This is a genomic window from Streptomyces sp. NPDC021012 (assembly GCF_044333355.1).
In the GTDB taxonomy this organism is placed as follows: Bacteria; Actinomycetota; Actinomycetes; order Streptomycetales; family Streptomycetaceae; genus Streptomyces.
In genome coordinates this window covers 95,559-112,767 of sequence record NZ_JBIRQU010000020.1, presented here as the reverse complement: position 1 = coordinate 112,767, position 17,209 = coordinate 95,559, and the positions used below count along the sequence as shown (strand labels likewise).

At 69.0% G+C, this 17,209-nt stretch carries 14 protein-coding genes; 8 read left to right on the top strand and 6 right to left on the bottom strand.

What is annotated here, in order from left to right; genetic code table 11:
• The first annotated feature begins 1,635 nt into the window (after positions 1-1,635).
• Positions 1,636-2,280 carry a helix-turn-helix domain-containing protein gene (locus ACH4TP_RS37600; protein WP_398440367.1) on the top strand — a complete coding sequence of 215 codons (645 nt, stop codon included), beginning with the start codon at positions 1,636-1,638 and terminating at the stop codon, positions 2,278-2,280.
• Entirely contained in the window at positions 2,277-2,762 is a 486-nt protein-coding gene (locus tag ACH4TP_RS37595) for a hypothetical protein (RefSeq protein ID WP_389238106.1), read from the top strand. Before ACH4TP_RS37600 ends, ACH4TP_RS37595 begins: the two co-directional genes overlap by 4 nt.
• A gap of 123 nt (positions 2,763-2,885) precedes the next feature.
• Here the strand turns inward: ACH4TP_RS37595 and tpg are convergent, their stop codons facing one another.
• Together tpg and tap are read right to left on the bottom strand one after the other, a co-directional pair.
• Positions 2,886-3,443: a telomere-protecting terminal protein Tpg gene (gene tpg / locus ACH4TP_RS37590; protein ID WP_398191874.1), complete on the bottom strand. Its 558-nt coding sequence runs from the start codon at positions 3,441-3,443 to the stop codon at positions 2,886-2,888.
• Between the two features lie 48 nt (positions 3,444-3,491).
• Positions 3,492-5,594 carry a telomere-associated protein Tap gene (tap, locus tag ACH4TP_RS37585; RefSeq protein WP_398440366.1) on the bottom strand — a complete coding sequence of 701 codons (2,103 nt, stop codon included), beginning with the start codon at positions 5,592-5,594 and terminating at the stop codon, positions 3,492-3,494.
• 265 nt (positions 5,595-5,859) lie between these two features.
• Here tap and ACH4TP_RS37580 point away from each other — a divergent pair, with 265 nt between their 5' ends.
• From ACH4TP_RS37580 to ACH4TP_RS37570, 3 genes are all read left to right on the top strand, one after another.
• The gene (locus ACH4TP_RS37580; RefSeq protein WP_389238100.1) at positions 5,860-7,107 is read left to right on the top strand and encodes a ParA family protein; all 1,248 of its coding nucleotides are present in this window, start codon (positions 5,860-5,862) and stop codon (positions 7,105-7,107) included.
• A complete protein-coding gene (locus tag ACH4TP_RS37575) occupies positions 7,104-8,330 on the top strand; it encodes a ParB/RepB/Spo0J family partition protein (RefSeq protein ID WP_398440365.1) in 1,227 nt (408 codons plus the stop codon). Before ACH4TP_RS37580 ends, ACH4TP_RS37575 begins: the two co-directional genes overlap by 4 nt.
• 237 nt (positions 8,331-8,567) lie before the next feature.
• Positions 8,568-9,374, top strand: a complete 807-nt coding sequence (locus tag ACH4TP_RS37570) for a DUF6008 family protein (protein ID WP_389238116.1) — start codon at positions 8,568-8,570, stop codon at positions 9,372-9,374.
• A 61-nt stretch (positions 9,375-9,435) separates the two neighbouring features.
• Here ACH4TP_RS37570 and ACH4TP_RS37565 read toward each other — a convergent pair whose 3' ends face one another.
• The 3 genes from ACH4TP_RS37565 to ACH4TP_RS37555 all read right to left on the bottom strand — a co-directional run bounded on the left by ACH4TP_RS37565 (position 9,436) and on the right by ACH4TP_RS37555 (position 13,255).
• Entirely contained in the window at positions 9,436-10,089 is a 654-nt protein-coding gene (locus tag ACH4TP_RS37565; protein ID WP_398440364.1) for a MerR family transcriptional regulator, read from the bottom strand.
• 11 nt (positions 10,090-10,100) lie between these two features.
• Positions 10,101-11,711, bottom strand: a complete 1,611-nt coding sequence (locus tag ACH4TP_RS37560) for a hypothetical protein (RefSeq protein WP_398440363.1) — start codon at positions 11,709-11,711, stop codon at positions 10,101-10,103.
• Between the two features lie 590 nt (positions 11,712-12,301).
• Positions 12,302-13,255, bottom strand: a complete 954-nt coding sequence (locus ACH4TP_RS37555; protein WP_389238092.1) for a ScbA/BarX family gamma-butyrolactone biosynthesis protein — start codon at positions 13,253-13,255, stop codon at positions 12,302-12,304.
• 119 nt (positions 13,256-13,374) lie between these two features.
• Here ACH4TP_RS37555 and ACH4TP_RS37550 point away from each other — a divergent pair, with 119 nt between their 5' ends.
• Together ACH4TP_RS37550 and ACH4TP_RS37545 are read left to right on the top strand one after the other, a co-directional pair.
• Entirely contained in the window at positions 13,375-14,004 is a 630-nt protein-coding gene (locus ACH4TP_RS37550) for a ScbR family autoregulator-binding transcription factor (protein WP_389238090.1), read from the top strand.
• Complete coding sequence (locus tag ACH4TP_RS37545) at positions 14,001-14,966, top strand: NAD-dependent epimerase/dehydratase family protein (RefSeq protein ID WP_398440362.1); 966 nt, start codon at positions 14,001-14,003, stop codon at positions 14,964-14,966. Before ACH4TP_RS37550 ends, ACH4TP_RS37545 begins: the two co-directional genes overlap by 4 nt.
• A gap of 25 nt (positions 14,967-14,991) precedes the next feature.
• Here the strand turns inward: ACH4TP_RS37545 and ACH4TP_RS37540 are convergent, their stop codons facing one another.
• On the bottom strand, positions 14,992-15,657 hold the full coding sequence (locus ACH4TP_RS37540; protein ID WP_398440361.1) for a TetR family transcriptional regulator: 666 nt from the start codon (positions 15,655-15,657) through the stop codon (positions 14,992-14,994).
• Positions 15,658-15,934: 277 nt separating this feature from the next.
• Here ACH4TP_RS37540 and ACH4TP_RS37535 point away from each other — a divergent pair, with 277 nt between their 5' ends.
• Positions 15,935-17,146 (top strand): IS701 family transposase, encoded by a 1,212-nt coding sequence (locus ACH4TP_RS37535; protein ID WP_389238086.1) that lies wholly within the window; start codon positions 15,935-15,937, stop codon positions 17,144-17,146.
• Positions 17,147-17,209 lie beyond the last annotated feature (63 nt).

The following is a 17,209-nucleotide window of genomic DNA, read 5'->3' as shown; positions in this document are numbered from 1 at the left end:
CCCGCGGAGCGGGATAGGACCCGGCAAGCCGGGTCCTAGAGAACGCAGCGCGCAAGCGCGCTGCGTATTCCCGCGCAAGCGCGGGAATAGAATTCCGCAAGCGGAATTCTTGAAGTTGGTTAATTCGCGCAAGCGCGAATTGTGAACACCCGCGCAAGCGCGGGTGTCGAGGCTGGCGGTAGGGGAGGGTGTCCGGGTGCGGGCTTGTGCGGGTGTGGGGAAACTGCCCGGTATCTTGATGAATCGTCAGCCTGACGGGGTGTCGGCACTATCGCAGTGAAGGGCTCCGCTGCGCTCCGCCCGAACCCCCTACCCCACCCTTGAAGTCACGCTGAAACCTTGAGAGGCACCCCACCAAGGGCGTGGGTGACTCAACGATACGGGACGCTATATGACGGCGCATCACCTCAAGGGCAGAAGCCGTATCGAGAATGATGCATCACAACTACAAGCTGTGTAGCAACTGGATCCTCACCCCACCACCCCCGATCCTCCTGAAAAGACACCTGCACATCCACAACCAGCCCACCCGAAAAACCCTCAGCCACAGAACAGAAACCCCCGACAACAGAACGCCAAAACCCCACAGGCGGAGACACAGGAGCTGTACGGCCCCCAGGGCCGCACAGCGAAACCACCCCCTGGCATCAACCACGCCTCCCTGCTTGTAACTGTCACGGCCTGCACCACCCGAGACTCAGCAACGCTCATGCTGTCCACCACCCGCACCACTCCCACCCAGCCGCACGCGAAGCAAGCCCAGCCACACCCCCGACACCCAGACACCACAGAAAGCCACCCACAAACCCCACACAGCCGCAGACCTGTTGGGGCCCCGAAACACCCGGGGAAGGCCCTGAGGGGCCGACAGGGGCCCCTACGCGGACGCAGCGAGCGACACGCACCAAGTGGCGGCAACAAACCGAGACAACCGGACTGCCGGCGCGCCCTCAGCCGTCCATGGTTGATGCCGTCACTAGCAAAGAGAAGTACCCCAAGCCCGAACCCGGGGGCACCCTCGCGCGCGTGCGTCTTAAGGAAAAGAGGGCCCTCACGAAAAACATGCCCTGACCTGGGGTTTTACGGAACGCGATGTGTCAGCGCTGACACATCGACCTGCGGAAATGTGTCCGTGGTGCCACAGCGACACCCGTATTTGCCAACTCTGCTTGTACAAACGCGAAACGCTGCTGCTGAGGGATGGATCCAAGGAGCGCCAGGAGGACGCCCGCCGCTGCACCGGCCTGCTGGCAGCTGAGAGCAGATCCCACGGCGTGGCGGTGCTTGAGAACGGAGCGGAGAGCCGGTATCACGCGCGCGCGCTCTAGAAAGAAGAGTCGCATGTTTCCGCAGGTCAGAGCTTTGTGGGCCGAAAGATATGTCAGCCCTGGACTGACATATCTCGGTCGGGGTGTCAGCCGGTCCTGACTCAACCACATCGTTTCGTGGCACTACTGCCACGAAACTCGGGGCGGTGTGTCAGTCGGCACTCGGCATCGACTCGGAGGGCGAAGGTCAGTCCAGGGCTGACGTACGGGTGACTTTCGTGTCGGTGCTGCCGCGTTTTGGTGGCAGTACTGCCACGGTTCTCCGCTATGGTTCTGGCATCACGATGATCAAGGAGGCGGCGACCCCATGAGCTCAGGGCCCCTGGACGGCAGTGCAGCACCGAAGCTGCCCGGCGCCCCGTCCCGTCGTCGGCGGCGTCCGAAGCCGCCGCCCACTGCCTACAACCGGTCTTCCGGCTCCACCATTGAGCTGCCCGTCGGTCATGCGGCCCAGGTGTTCCCGGTTGGCTCCAGCACGGGGTTCATCGGGGAGGCGTTCTCCATGGACAGTCTGGAGTTCATGCGCTGGGCTGCTGTCCGGTACGACAGCGACCGGTTCGTGCTCGTGGTGCTGTTCCACCTGATGGGCTCGCAGAAGCCCGGCGGGCTGATCGAGGCCAAACACGAGGATGTCGCCGAGGCCCTCGGTTACAGCCGGTCTCACATCAGCCGCGTGTTCAACGTTCTGGAGACCGACGGCGCGCTGCGCCGGGTGCAGCGTGGCCTCTACCAGCTCAACCCGGCCGCGTCGCTCAGGGGCGGGCTCAGAGAGCCGCAGAAGGGCGAGAAGAAGCGGTCCAGGGCGGGTACGGGCGACAGGGTGGAGCAGCTGGACCTGTTGCGCGAGATCATGGAGGACCCGGACGCACCTGAAGCGTTCCGGGCGATGGCCGCTCCTGGCGCGAAACTGGAAGTCGGCAAGAAGTCGGATGGGGAAGGGAAGGCGTCATGACGTCCGCTGCCGAGGAATGGGTTCCGCGCCGCAACGTGCTGTGGGGCAGCTTCAACGGTCTCGCGTACGTGCCGCGGCTGCCTCCCACCGCGTACACCCTGCTGCTGCACATGATGACCGAGCAGGAGCCGGGCGGCCTGGTCGTCGCCACGCACGACGAACTCGCGGCCGGCCTCGCCATGGAGCGCGGAATGATCAGCCGCGCCATGCCGCACCTGGTCGCCGCCCGGCTCGTCACAGTGGTCCGCCGCGGGCGCTTCCAGCTGCACCCGATGATCGCCGCCTTCAACGACCCCCGCGAGCAGCAGCGAGCCGTCAAAGCCCTGCCCCAGGAGATGCGCCTGGACTCCGGTGACTTCGAGGACGAGTACGAGCGCCGGTTCCAGCTGCACCTGGACGAGAAGGCTCGCAAGGCCGAAGCCAAGGCCAAGAGCAACGTCACCCCCATCGCCAGGACGGCTCGCCTCAAGCGCGTCCGCTGACCGCGACTGGCTTCACCGGTACGGCGCCGCACCCCCCCTTGGTGCGGCGCCGTACGTGTGCCTCGACTTCGGGGTTCGGCCGGGTCGGGGCGGGGCGGGTTTTTCTGGGGTGTTTTTGGGTTTTTAGAATTCGACGTCGATGTAGTCGATGTCGTTGATTTCTACTTCTGAGAGGTCTGTGGCGCGGGTTCCGGCGTTTTGGAAATAGGTTTCTTTGAGGCCTTCGGCGATGATTTGGCGCATCTGCTGGTCGGTGGCGCCTTGGTTGTCGGCGTCGAAGAGGCGGCGGGCGTAGGGAGGGGGGAGGTGGACGGTGAGGCGGCGGAAGCGGCCGTCGTCGGTGGTGCCGATGGCGGCGGTGTAGCCGAAGCGGGCGCGGGTTTCGACGGTGATGCCGGTGGTGGTGGCGGCTTGGTTGCGTCGGCGTTTGCGGACTTGGGGCTGCCAGCGGGCTCGTACGGCTGCGTCGATGCGGGCGGCGATGTCCTTGGGGGGGTGTTTTCTCGTTCCGCGCCGGTAGCGGTTCACGGAGTCGGCGGTGACGCCGATCTCCTGGGCCACCGCCTTTGCGGTGCCCAGGTGTTTGATCAGGAAGTTCACCCGGGCCTGGAGGCTCTTGGGCGGTTGCTTGGTGAAGTGCTCCTGGTCGGCGCGTTGCAGGGCGTCGTCGATGTCTCCCACGGTGTGTCAGCTGCTTTCTTCGAGGGGCGGGTGGGGGGTGGCCATGGGCTACTCGCCGTCGTCGAAGACGGCGTCGTGGCCGTCGCCCTTGATGTGGCGGGCGGGGTTGTAGCCCTGTTCCATCAGGTCGACCGCCCACAGCAGGGGCTGGACGCCTTCGAGTTTGGCGAGGCCGGGAGTGGGGCCGAGGCGGAAGCCGCCGGGGATCGGCTTGCCGGATGCGGCGTAGGGCAGGAAGTCCAGCGGGCTCGCGCTCGGTGAGGGGTAGACGACGCAGTCGGAGAGCACGGCGAGGGGGTACATGCCTGTCATGCGGGACATGTTGAGGAGCTTGCGGTGCATGTTGACGCGTGCCTTGCTGATCACGGCGTTGCGGATCCAGGGGGACCACGTCGGGCGTTGCATGGCCGGCCAGGGCTCGCCGTCCTTGTAGCCCTTGCCCTGGGGGCCTTCGAAGAGCTTGCCGATGCCGCCCTTGACCGTGCCCTTGATCGCCGCGAGTACGGCGGCCATGGCCGGGTCGGCTTGCTTGTGCCGTTCCATCGCGGCCAGGAACTCGGCGTCGGTGAGGTCCTTGGTGACGCCCAGGTCGGCGAGGGTGTCGACGTAGGCGTTCTTGAGGCGGTCGTGCCACGGGTCCAGGTACGCGCCGGTCTCGCGGCGCAGGTACGCCTCCAGGATCTCGACGTTGTGGCCGAGTTCCTGGGCGTAGGCGACGGTGTGGGTCTGGTACCAGGCCGGTCCGGTCGGGCGCTCGCCGGTGGGGGTGAACGGGCTGGGCAGGCGGGGGTCCAGCTCGATGTGGCTGAGGTCGACCAGCCAGCAGCCGGGGACCTTCGGGTAGAAGTGGGGGGCCACGAAGTGCTCGGGTTCCGACAGGCCGACCATCAGGCGGGCGGAGGCCGCGAGGAAGGCGGTGTTGAGGTCCAGGCCGACGGCGTAGGGCAGTGCGGCTTCCTCGCCGGTGAGGAGGTCGACGTCGCGGGTCCACTGGTAGGCCTCCTCGTTGAGGAAGCCGCCCTTCCAGCCGGTGGCTGCCACCACGGGGTGTTCGGGGCGGGCTTCCGGGGGTGCCGGAGCCAGTGGTTCGGTGCCGAGGCTGCCCGGGTTGTGGCTGGAGACCCAGTTGCCGGTTTGTTCGTCTCGTACCGGGCGGGTCGGCGGGCGCAGGGCGGTCATCAGTTCCAGGCCGGTGACCGCCGTGCTGCCGCGTGGGGTGGTGACGCGCTGGGCGTATGTGCCCAGGACGCGGGCGATGTCGGCAGGTTCCATGTGGGTGACGCCGGGCCAGGAGCGGGTGTCGAGGGCGTCCCAGGGCAGGATGGCGAGCTGTACGCACTGGCGCTGGGCGCCTTGGGCCTTGCGGTAGACGCGGGCCCAGGGGCCGAAGCCGCGTTGGGTGAGCTGCCACTTCGCCTTGGTGATCTGCTTGACGACCGGATGGTCCTCCGCGAGGCGCAGGCCCCGGCGGTCTTCCAGGTGTTCGGGCAGTCCGAACTTCACGGCCGCGGAGGCGGTGAGGACGATCAGCGGGTCGGAGTCCTTGCCGTTGCGGTGCAGCTTCGGCGCGCCGAGCCCGGACTCGGCCAGGGTCCATTCCACCAGTTCCACGATCGTGGTCGCCGGGCAGTCCAGCACGATGCCGTCGACACCGTATGCGGAGCCGTCGCCGTCCAGGACGGCCAGCGGGCCGTGCGGGAAGCGCGGGTCGAGGACGGGCGCGGTGGTCTTCCTCGCCGCTGGGCGCCGCGACGGTGTCTCCGGGCGAGCGGCGGGCGCGGCGGCGGGTGCGGGTGCGGCGGTGGGTGCTTGTGCCTGCGGGGTGGGCGCGGCCGGTGTCTGCGGCTCCGGCGTGGGTTCGGGGGCGGGGGAGGACGTGGCGGGTGGGGCGGCGGGGCCGTGGGCGGGGAACTTTGCCGCCCAGCCGTTCAGGAGCCGCTGGTAGGCCGAGAGGCGTGGCTCCTTCGGCTCGCTCCTGCCGTTCTCCCAGTTCTTGATGCTCTGCGTCGAGGTCTTCAGTGCGACCGCGAGGCGGGCCTGGGTGATGCCGGCGGCCTCGCGCAGCCGGGCGCGTTCGGCCGGGGGCGGGAGCTGTGGCTCCTCTTCCAGGAGTGCGTCCACGGACGCGAACAGCTCTTCTTCGGATGCCATGTCACTACCTCCAGCCTGGACGATAGCAGACTTTATCCCTTGATTTTACTCGAATATTTAACCCGCACAGAGGTCTTCGGTGTGGGCGTCGCGCTCGGCGGGTTATCACGGCGTGATAGGTCCGCCGCGTGATGGGTCCTCGGCGTCCGGAGGCGGGTCTGGACGGGTGAGGGGTTATCACGGCGTGATAACCCGGGGAGAGTTCGTAAGTTTGCTAACGCGTCAATGGCGGAAATTGATCTAGTTCGTTAGTAGAGTGACGTCCATGACGTCACCTGACACGGGCGGCGACCGGGAGAAGGTCGTCACCAAACTCACCAGCACCCTTCGGCAGGACCTCAAGGTTCGTGCCGCGCTCCACGGCCTCGACATGCAGGACGCCGTCGAAGCGGGCATCACCGCCTGGCGGGCCCTGGGTTCGAACCCTGCGGCCGTCGACACCGGCGGCGCGGAGACCTACTCCACCTTCCTTCCCGCGGGTCTGTGGGACGGCTTCCGCGACGACTGCAAGAACCGCGGGGTCTCGCTCACCCAGGGCATCGCCCAGGCCGTCAGCATCTGGCTCGACACCAACCCTGTTCCCGAGGTCAAGCGTCCCGCGATGGTCCGGCGCATCGTCGTCTGCAACCAGAAGGGCGGGGTCGGCAAGACCGCCATCACGGCCGGCCTCGGCGAAGCACTCGCCGAGGACCCTGCCGCGCTCGTGCCGGTGCGTGTCTCCAAGCACTTCGCCGCGCTGCTCGAAGAAGAGGACCGGCCGGAGGACCCGCTCGCTCTGGAGGACCTCCCCGGTCTCGGTCAGCGGGTCCTCCTCGTCGACTTCGACCCGCAGGGCCACCTCACCCGGCAGCTCGGGCACGAGCTGCTTCCGATGGGGGGCGACTCGCTCACCAACCACATGGCCGGTGACGGCAAGGGGAAGCTGAGCGACCTCGTCGTCACCGTCGACGAAGACCGTTTCGGCGACAGGCTCCACCTCCTGCCCGCCTGCACCGACGCCTTCCTCCTCGACGTCCGCATCGCCTCCGTCCGTGCCAGGGAAGCCGCGCTCGAGCGCGCCCTGCGCTCCGTCGAAGCCGATTACGACGTCGTACTCATCGACTGCCCGCCGAGCCTCGGCATCAGCATGGACGCCGCCCTGTACTTCGGGCGGCGCAGGGACAACGAGGACACCGGGAACTCCGGTGCGCTCATCGTCGTCCAGGCCGAGGACAGCAGTGCCGACGCCTACGGTCTGCTCACCTCCCAGATCGAGGACATGCGGAGCGACCTCGCCCTGGACATGGACTACCTCGGCCTCGTGGTGAACCACTACGACGCCCGCCGCGGTTACATCGCCACCTCGTCGCTCCAGGCGTGGATGGACATCAAGGACCCCCGGGTCGTCGGCGTCGTCGGCGACCTGAAGGAGCAGAAGGAAGCCGTCCGGGCCAAGCGCCCCCTGCTCGCCTACGCCCCCCGGTGCGAGCAGTCCATCGCCATCCGCGCTCTCGCCCGGGAGATCAGCAAGTGAGCAAGGCCAAGAACCTCGGCGTCGGCGCCTCTTTCGCGCAGGCCCGTCCGATCAGTGCCCGCCGCGCCGCGATCGGTGCCGCCACGACCGCACCCACCGCGGGAGTGCCCGACCCCACCGAGCTCCCGCTCGACCTCATCAGCCAGAACCCCGACAACCCGCGCGAGGAACTCCGCGACCTCGAGGGCCTGGCCGACAGCATTCGCGAGATCGGCCTCGTCAACTCCATCACCGTCGCCACCGTCGACGCCTACCTGGCCGAGCGGCCCGAAAGGGTGGCGGAACTCGACGAGGGCACCCGCTACATCGTCGTCGACGGCCATCGCCGCCTCGAAGCCGCCCGCATCGCCGGCGCGAGCACGATCCGTGTCAGCGTCAACAACAAGCTCGTCGCCACCGACGAAGCCCTCCTGGAAGCCGCGTTCGTCGCCAACATCCAGCGCGACGACATGAACCCCATCGAGCAGGCACACGCCCTCAAGAGCCTCGTCCAGTTCTACGGTTCCCAGAACAAGGCCGCCAAGAGGCTCGGCATCGGGCAGTCCACCATCTCCTCCAAGCTGTCCATCCTCGACCTCGCCCCGGCCCTCCAGGCCGACCTCGTCGAAGGACGCCGGACGATCGAGCACGTCCGCAACCTGTCCAAGCTGTCCCCCGAGGAGCAGCGGGCCAAGGCCGACGCGCGGGCCGAGGCCGCCAGCAGGAAGGGCACGGCCACGCGCGACCTATCACGCCGTGATAACCCCGGCGCCGGGACTTCCCGGGTAGACGGAACAGGGACCGACCTATCACGCCGTGATAACCCCAGCGCCGGGACTTCCCGGGCGGACGGAACAGGGACCGACCTATCACGCCGTGATAACCCCAGCGCCGGGACTTCCCGGGCGGACGGAACGGGAGCCGACCTATCACGCCGTGATAACCCCGGCGCCCGGGATGACGTTCCGGGGCAGAGGGACGGCTCGGATCCTCTGGGGGTCGCCGCCTCCGATGCCGGCCAGGGCCTTCAGGTTCCGTGGCACGACGGAGCGGCTCTGATGGACACCGCCTTCGACCGGTTGGACGCGGACCAGCGAAGCGAGTTCATCCTGCGGTACTTCCGGCGCAGTCAGGGAGTCGAGGCCGTCATCGCGGACATGAGGGGGAACCTCCCTCCGCAGGCACGCTCCTCGCTCGCGGCCATCCTCCAGCGGGTCTCCGCCGGTCTTCTGGACGACGCGTAGCAGCCTGGCAAGAAGGCCCCTGCTCTCCGCTTTCACGGCGGTGGGCAGGGGCCTTCGTGCTGTCGTGTCGCCGGGCTGCGAAATCCGCACATATGAAGGTGCCTGACCGGGCCCGGGGTCCATAGCGTGGTGAAAGCGTCACGCAGGAGTCACCGACTGGAACCCGGACAAGGAGCCCCACCCATGTACCTCGCGCACGGAGCGCATGGAGCACAAGGAGCGGCTGGCATGGCTGGTATGGCCGGCATGCCCGGCGCGCATGCGGGCCACAACATGGGAGGGGCGGCCGTCTCGACCCTCGACACGGTGGGTGCCGTCCTGTTCATCGGATGGACCGTGGCGATGTGGCTGGCCGTCGTCGTGCTGGCCTACGCGAACCGAGGGCCGGTCCGGCCGTGGCTCTACAAGACCGCGGTCGGCCTCATCGGTCTCGGCGTGGTCGGGCAGCTCGGCCACTTCCAGGAGCACGTGTCGCAGGCCGGCTACTGGGTGGCGAACCCGTACTCTCCCGCGTGGATGACCCCCTGGGCGATGAGCCTCGCGCGGGGCATGGGGCAGATCGACCCGACCAAGCCCTCGCTGGGCATGGAGATCCTGCACCTCACCGGCAACTTCATCTTCCTCGCGGGCCTCGTCGGCATCGTCCTGATCACCAAGCGGGCGACCGGGCACCTCAAGTCCCGCAAGTGGGCCAAGATGGGCGTCTGGATGCAGGGCATCCACGGCATCGAGCACATCGTGCTGACCGTGTCCGTCGCGCTGGGCGCCAGCCGGGCGATCGGTCTGTCCACGTGGTTCGGCCTGATCGACCCGGGGCCGGCGCTGGTGACGTACCGGGTGTGGTGGCACTTCGTCGCCAACCTGATCGGCACGGGCATCCTCGCCATCTCTCTCTACCACCTGCGCAAGGAGAAGCGCGCGGTCAAGGACGGTTACGCCCCCGAGGCGCAGTCGGAGAAGCCCGCCGACGTCCTGTCCTGCGATCTGCTCCCGGTCTCCGAGGAAGACGGCGTGCGGTCGCCCGCGCTGGCGGGCCGCTCGTAGCGAGCCGCTGAACCGCGATGTGTGGGGGCCGTGTGGTGCACGGCCCCCACGTCCGTCTTCGTCATGAGCGGGCCTCGCTCGTCCCGGACGTCGCGAACGCGGGGACCGGGGCGGCGATCCTGCCGGCCCGGGCGAGGCGCCGCAGGGCGGACAGGAGGCTGTCACCGAGTACGGTGCCGACGACCAGGCTCTCGGCCCGGTTCCGGTCCCCGTCGCAGGAGCGCAGGACCTCCTCGTCGACTGCCGCGATCCTCTCGGCGGCCTCCGCGTAGTCGCCGAGCCGATCGGCGAACCGCTCCTGGCCCAGCTCGCACAGGACGTCCAGCAACTCCACGACCGCGGCGAACTCCGGGCCGTCCACCGGTGCGCTCCACCCCTGGCGCTCGGTGAGGGAGCGGACCGTCGCGACGGTCCGCGGGTCCGCCACGAGCGGGGCGAGCGGTCCGGCGAAGGGACCGCCGGCCGTCATCGTCTCCGGGGCGAAGACCCCGTCGGGATCGTCCAGGGAGGTCACGATGGAGCGGATCCTGGAGACGGTCAGGCCGCCGATGTCCATGAGGGCGCGGATCAGGCGGAGCCTGTGGACGTGGTCCTCGGTGTAGCGGGCCTGGTTGCTGCTGGTGAGCAGGCCGGAGGGAAGCAGTCCCTCGCGGATGTAGTACTTGATCGTGGCGGTGGACACGCCACTGGCACGGCTGAGTTCCGCGATGCGCATGCTGCGTGCTCCTAGAGGTGCGGGGCCGGTCGTGCGCCGGTGGGGGCGGGCTCGGGTCGGGCCTGCTGGGCCTCCGATTCGACGCGGCACCGCCAGCACAGGCCTCGCGGTGCGGGGCGGCCGCACGTTCCGCCGCGGCCCTGGCAGCCGATGCCGATCACAGGGGCGGACTCGGGGTCCGGTACGGCTGCCGGACGCGGACGGAGGCCCGTGTCTCCGGGGAGGTGGGGCCCGTCGCAGTCCGGGCAGCACTCCACGATCCGCACGACGGTCGCCTCGGGACGATCCTCGGGACCAGCCTCTGGATGAGCCTCGGGGGCGCCCTGCAGGCCGGCTTCAGAGGCCGGAGCGGTCGCCGGGGCGGTCTCCGGGGCCGTCTCCGGGGCGGCGGTCTCCCTCCGGGCTTCCGCCCGCTCCCTGCGCGCTTCACGGCACGCCCGGCACTCCTCGCCGGTCGACCAGAGCGTTCCCGATTCGCAGTCGGGGTTGGCGCAGCCCCAGCGGGGGAGTGCGACCCCCAGCAGCCAGCGGCCGGGGTCCCGGATGTCGTCGACGAGGGTCTGGGCGAGGCGGCAGGTGAGGCGGTTCTTCAGGCGCTGGACCTCGGTGCCGTCTTCGAGCTGGCGGCTGATCTCCTGGCCGATGCGCCGCTGCATGTAGGTGTTGATCTCGGGCAGCAGGAACCGGACCGGTGCCAGGACGGTGTGGAGTCGTGCGCTGAAGGTCAGTTCGGGTCCCCGGTAGGCGTTCGCCCCGGTGCCGGGAGGCGTGGAGGAGAAGGTGGGGTTCTCGTTGCCCGCGCGCAGCGCGTGATCACCCGGTGTCTCGACGGGGGGCGGTGTCGAGTCGAGGTTTTCCACAGCTTCATCTACCTGTAGTTCGCCTACGGCGGGTGAGAAAGACTTGTTGTTCTCCTCATGTCGGTCAATCCTCACGTCTTCCTCATACGCGAGCGAACGATCATCAGGTCGGGGACCCGATCGGTCATTGACGCCGGAAGACGGGATGACCTGCTGATCGTGGACGAGGAAGAGGTGGCGTCCCTGGGATCCGGCCCGGCGCTGGACGCTGATCCAGCCGGATTCCGCCAGTTCGTCGACGATGCGGCCCGCCGCGTCGACGGTGAGGGTCTGGCCGGCGCGTCGACCGGAGTGATGGCGCAGGAAGTTGGCGAGAACGCCTTCGCTGAGGGGGATGCCGCGCACGACGGCGTAGGCGATCACGGCGTACGCGCGGAGCAGCCGGGGCCGCAGGTGTTCGCTCGCCGCGACGGGCAGCCAGATGAACGTCTCGGTGGGGCGCAGGGGGCGGACCCGGCGGCGTGCGGTGGTTCCCCAGCCGCCCGGGAGGGAGCGGCGCCTGCTGTCGGGGAGTTCGACCACCCCGTCGGGAGCATGGGAGCGTAGCTGGGCGAGGCCGCGCTGCACGGTCGAGACGGACAGGCCGAGGTACGACGCGAGGGTGGCCAGGCCCGCCGTGCAGCCCTCCGGGCGCAGTCCGAGCGCCTTGACCTTCATGTAAACGCTCAGAGCCGCGTCGCTGTAGTACGGGGATTCGACGAGCCGCATCGGCACCTTCACCCGTCCGCGGCGGATGGGCGTGGGCGCGGAACAGTCAGTCACGGCCTGAGGTTGGCTTGATTCTTTCGGTGACGAAGCGTCATCAACGTGACTTTTCATCTCAGAAAGGTGCTCAGGGGGCTGGAGAATCGCAGAACTTTGGTTCATCATGAGGTGGTCTCCGTTCAGGACGGGTTGTTCTCCGTGCGGGATGGGACGGACTGGTCTTCGTGCGAGGGCGGGTTGTTCTTCGTGTGAGGCGGGTTCATGGGTTCACCTGAGGTGAACCCGGAGCAGGGCCGAGGTGAATCTGGGGTGATCTGAAGTCGCCTGAGGTGATCCGAGGTGATCTCCGTTCTGAATGAAGTGAGCTTCATTCGGGGCTTTTTGGCCTCCGTGCGGGAGGCCTGGTGAAGCCGCTAGGCGGCTTCTGGTTCTGGCGAACCTGATGTTGCGCGTCTCTGGTGTGGCAACCGGAGACGAGCCTTCGCCCGTCGAGTTGGCGCTCGACGGGCGCTGTGAATGACCTTTCTCAGTGGTGGCTCACTGAGTATCGGTCTGCGGGTCCCCGCCTCGGGCGGGAGAGGGCCCCAGAAGGCCGTGCTGTGACTTACATCACGGCCCCCTTCATTCGTTGGTGTGATGGGGCGCGTTCAGAGCGATGACGCATCCGTCAGTTCGGCGCTCGCGCTGAGCGCGAAGGTGCCCCCCTGAAGGGCGTTGACGCGGATGGCCCGGCGGTTGTTGTCCGACGCGGCGGTCTCCACCGGCTCGGCCTCGATCCAGCAGGGCTCGGCGAACTCCACGTAGCGGTTGAACGAGACGTCCATCGAAGTGGGCAGCAGGGCGCCGGCCTTCGAGGGCTGCATGGCGAGTCCCGCCTGCCGCACCGACTCCAGCAGGAGCATGCCCGGGACGTGGTCGAGCGCGTGGTCGAAGAGCACCGGGTGGCTCGTGTCCACGCGGAGCTGCCAGCGCAGGCGGTCCAGGGTCGGAGCGAGCACGATGTCCTGCTTGCGCAGCCGGCCGACCGTGGCCCGCGAGACGGGCTCCGGGGGCTGGGGGGCGCCGGCGAAGACCTCGGCGATCTCGCCGACGCTGCCGCGCAGCCGCCGGTAGAGGGCGGGGGAGTGGCAGCCGAAGCGGGTGCTGACCATGGCCAGCAGGGCGCCGTCGCGGACGACTTCGAGGTGCATGGTCATCATCGCGGGCAGCTGCTTGTGGTAGCGGATGTCCGAGAAGACCGCGTGGATCTCGATGTCCGCCGGCCTGGCCTCGATGCGCATGGCCTGGAGGTTCACCGCGTACTGCAGACGGGACCAGCTGAGCTGGTAGCCGAAGGGGATGCCGTACGCCACGTGCGTCAGCAGGGGGAACGTCTGCCGCACCGTCTCGCAGAGCAGCAGCGGGTCGTACACACCGTGCTCGGACGGGTAGAAGCTGTGGCTGCGCGGCCACTGGGCGCTGACCGTGAACGTGTCGCGCCCCGCTCTTTCCCACCCTGTGAGGAAGACCTCCGACAAAGCCGCTCGATGCACGTACTCCTTGGCGACCGTCGTGGTCAGAGCCTGTCGTGGGACAGCCGGACGGTCCGTGGTGATGAGCATGCCTCTCCCCAATGGCGCGCGGATGGAGACCCTGACCGAGGTAGGGCTATCGGTCGTTCGGGTCGGCTAGTAAAATAAGGGCGTTCGTTTTTTTTGTCGAGAGAGGCAGGTCCGACCCGATGGATGAGCCGAAGCAGGAACGGGCGGTGCAGACACGCGCCGCGATCCTCAGGGCGGCTGCCGAGGTCTTTGATGAGTTCGGCTACACCGGCGCCAGCATCAGCAAGATCATGGAGCGCGCCCAGGTCACGCAGGGAGGCATGTACTTCCACTTCAAGTCCAAGCTGGGACTGGCCCACGCGGTGCTGGCGCACCAGCAGGACTTCGTGCACTTCCCCCCGCAGGGCGCACCGGGACTCCAGCTCCTGATCGACCTGAACTTCTTCCTGGCGCGGGAGCTGCAGACCAACGTGCTCTTCCGGGCCAGCGTCCGGCTCGCCGTCGAGCAGGGCGACTTCGGGCTGCGGGACGACACCGCGTACCAGGAGTGGGTCGACCAGTTCTACGACCTGCTGTGCGCCGCGCGGGAGCGCGGGGAGCTGCTTCCGTACGTGGACGAGCGGGAGTTCGCCAACGTGCTGGTGGGTGCCTACAGCGGTATCCAGGTGTTCTCGAGCATCGCCTCGGGACGGGACGATCTGCAGGAGCGCCTCGCCTCCATGTGGCGCTATCTGCTGCCCGGCCTCGCCACCCCGCAGGCGATCGCGGAACTCCGGATCCCCCGAGACCTCCAGGAGGTCGCCGCATGAGTGCGTTACGCGTGGTGCTGACCGGGTCCACCGGCTTCATCGGATCGACCGTGCTGCGTGAACTGGCCCTGCCCGACGACGGGCAGGGCCACCGCGTTGTCGTGCGGGCGGTGGGCCGCCGGGCGCCGGACGGCGACGTCGCGGCCGACGAGTGGGCCTGCGCCGATCTCGCGGAACCCCGCAGCCTCGCGGGGGTCTGCGAGGGGGCGGACGTGCTGCTGCACCTGGCCGCGCTCGTCGACGCGGACGAGTCCCGGTGCGACGCCGTCAACGTCCGTGGCACCGAGGCCCTGATGGACGAGGCGCGGCGCGCCGGGGTGCGCCGGGTGGTGCACCTGTCGACGGCGGCGGTCTACGGCCTGGGCCCGCACCGGGGGATCGCCGTGGACGGGATCGCGCCCGCCCCGGTGTCCGCCGCGAGCCGGACCCGCCTGGCCGGCGAGGCTCACGCCCTGGCGGCCGGGGCGACCGTGCTGCGGCCCGGTCTCGTGCTCGGCCCCGGCGACCGCTGGGTCGTGCCCGCCCTCGCCGAACTCCTCGGCGCCGTACCGGCGTTGTGGGACGGTGGGCGGGCGATGCTCTCGCTCGTGGACGTACGGGACCTGGCCCGGCTCATCGTGCGGCTCGCGCTGGACGACGCGCCGGCCGGCGGGAGCGTCTGGCATGCCAGCCATCCCGAACCGGTGCGCGCCGCCGATCTGCTCCGGGCCCTGGCGCGCCACGGGATCGTGCCGTCCTCTCCGTGGCCGGAGCTGCCCCTGGAAGCATGCCTGGAGCGGTTGAGGGCGTCGGGGACCCGGCTGAGGGAGCGCCAGTTCCGGCTGTTCGCCGAGGACTTCTGGCAGGACAGCCGGGAGGTCTGGCGCGCCGCCGACTGCCCGCCGGGGCCGGGTCCGCTGGACCGGCTGGCCGAGGCGGCGGACTGGTACCGGTCGGCCCTGGTGGACCGGGTCGCCCGATGAGGGCCCGCCCGGTCCACCGGCGCGCTCAGTCCTGCTCCGCCGGCTCCTCCGCGGTCTTCTCCGCGGTCTTGTCCGCCTCTGTCGCCTGGCGAGGCACCCCGGTGGTCTCCGCGGAGACGCCCACGAGGGCGAGGTGCCAGACGCGTTTGAGCTGGGCGACGGCGCTTTCGAGCGCGGGGTCGGAGCCCATGCGGCGGCGCAGGTACGCCTCGGCCCCGCCGGTGAGGTGCTCCACCAGGATCGTGACGTCCGCGGGCTGCGCGTCGCCCCGAAGTTGGCCATTTTCATACGCTCGCTCGAGCAGGCCCCGTACCGTCGGAAGCCAGGCGTCCGACCATGCCTCGGAGCCCGGCCGTTCGCGGCCGAGACGGATGCCGGCCCGCACCGCGGGCTCCTGCTCCATCAACCGGGTCAGTTCGAGGGTCAGGTCGATCACCATGCGCAGCGGCGACACCGGCTCCTCGGCGAGGCGTTCCAGCGCCGCCACGGTGACCTCGCGGCCCTCCTGCTGCACGGCGTCGGCCAGGTGCACCTTCGACGGGAAGTGGAAGGTCACGGCGCCGATCGACATGCCGGCGACCGAGCTGATCCGCGACAGCGACGTGCCGTCGTACCCGTAGCGGTCGAACTCCTGCGCCGCCGCCTTGACCAGGGCCTGACGCGTACGTACGGCCCTCTCCTGTTTCACCACACCATCTCCCGAAGAGGGCTGTCCCGCAGGCAACTCGCGACCCCTTTCCCTTCCAAGGCTGACGCTCCCTCACTGTGGTGGGCAAGGCGGAGTTGCCCAAGACGTTTCGAGTTTCCGCAGGTCACAGGGGTGCGGCAGGTCCTGCCGCGCTGTGGTGCGGAATCCGACTTGGCAAAGTGCATACGGCGACTCTCCTGAGTCGCAAAAAAAAGAGGACGTTCGCTATTATTTTAGTGTGGTCGGCAGCCGCAGACCGACACAGGGGAGGGAACTAGCCATGGCCGCATACGCTTCGACGACGCACCGTACCTCGGTGCCGGTGTTCGCGAAGAGACTCTTCGAGTGCCTGCCGAGGGTGGACCAGCGCCGCTGGGCCGAGTCCTACGTGCACAGTCTGCTCACCACGCCGGGCAAGAAGTCGGTCAAGCGCCTCGCCGAGACCATCTCGCCCTCGCCGGCGACGTCCCAGTCGCTGCACCAGTTCGTCAACGCCAGCCCGTGGGACTGGATGCCGGTGCGCGCCGAGCTCGCCCGCTGGGCCTCGCAGGAGATGACGCCGCGCGCCTGGGTGATCGGCCAGGCCGTCCTGCGCAAGCGGGGCGAGCACTCCTGTGGTGTGCACCGCCGCTTCCTGGCCTCCACCGGCCGCTCGGTGACGTGCCAGGTCGGCGTCGGCATGTTCCTGTCCTCGTACGACCAGGCCGTTCCGGTCGACTGGCGCCTGCTGCTTCCCGGTTCGTGGACGAAGGACCCCGAGCGCCGCGCCCGCACCCGCATCCCCGCCGAGGTGGGCCCCCGGTCCGTCGAGCAGCACGCCCTGGACCTCGTCGACACCCTGGCCGACACCAGCCGCGGCGTTCCCCTGCCGGTCGTCGCCGACCTGGAGGCCCTCGGCGGCACCAGCGCGACCGCCCTGGTCCACGGACTGGCCCTGCGCGGACGCGACTTCGTGGTCGCCGTCCCCGACAGCCTCCAGGTCGCCGTGGGCCGTCACCTGCGGGTGCAGCGCCCCCAGGGAGGCGACGGCCACGGCCTGGTGCTCGCGGCCCGCAACCTCTTCGAGTTCGGCGCCGGCACGCTGACCCGCGTGGAGAACGTCGCCCCCTGGGACGGGCGCGGCCGGCACACCACGGTCATGTCCAGCTTCGTGCGCCTCCCCCACTCCGGACGGGGCGGCGAGCGGATCCACCGCACCTACCGGCTCTTCGCGGTCCGCCCCGACAACGGACGGCAGCCCATCCAGCTGTGGCTCACCAGCCTCACGCACGCCCGCATGGAGTCGGTGCTCGCCCTGACGCGGACGCTCGCACACGCGGGGGAGTCCGTGCGGGAGATGTCCGAGGACTTCGGCCTCCAGGACTTCGAGGGGCGCTCCTACCCGGGCTGGCACCACCACATGACCCTGGTCTCCGCCGCGTACGCCTACAGCAGCTTCAACCGGCGGCCCGCTCCCACCGGCGGCGGCGAGCGCCTGCTGGTCGCCGCCTGAGCGGTCGGGCGCGTTCCGCGACGACTTCGCCAACTCGGGGTTCCTTCACGCAACCCTCCCCGT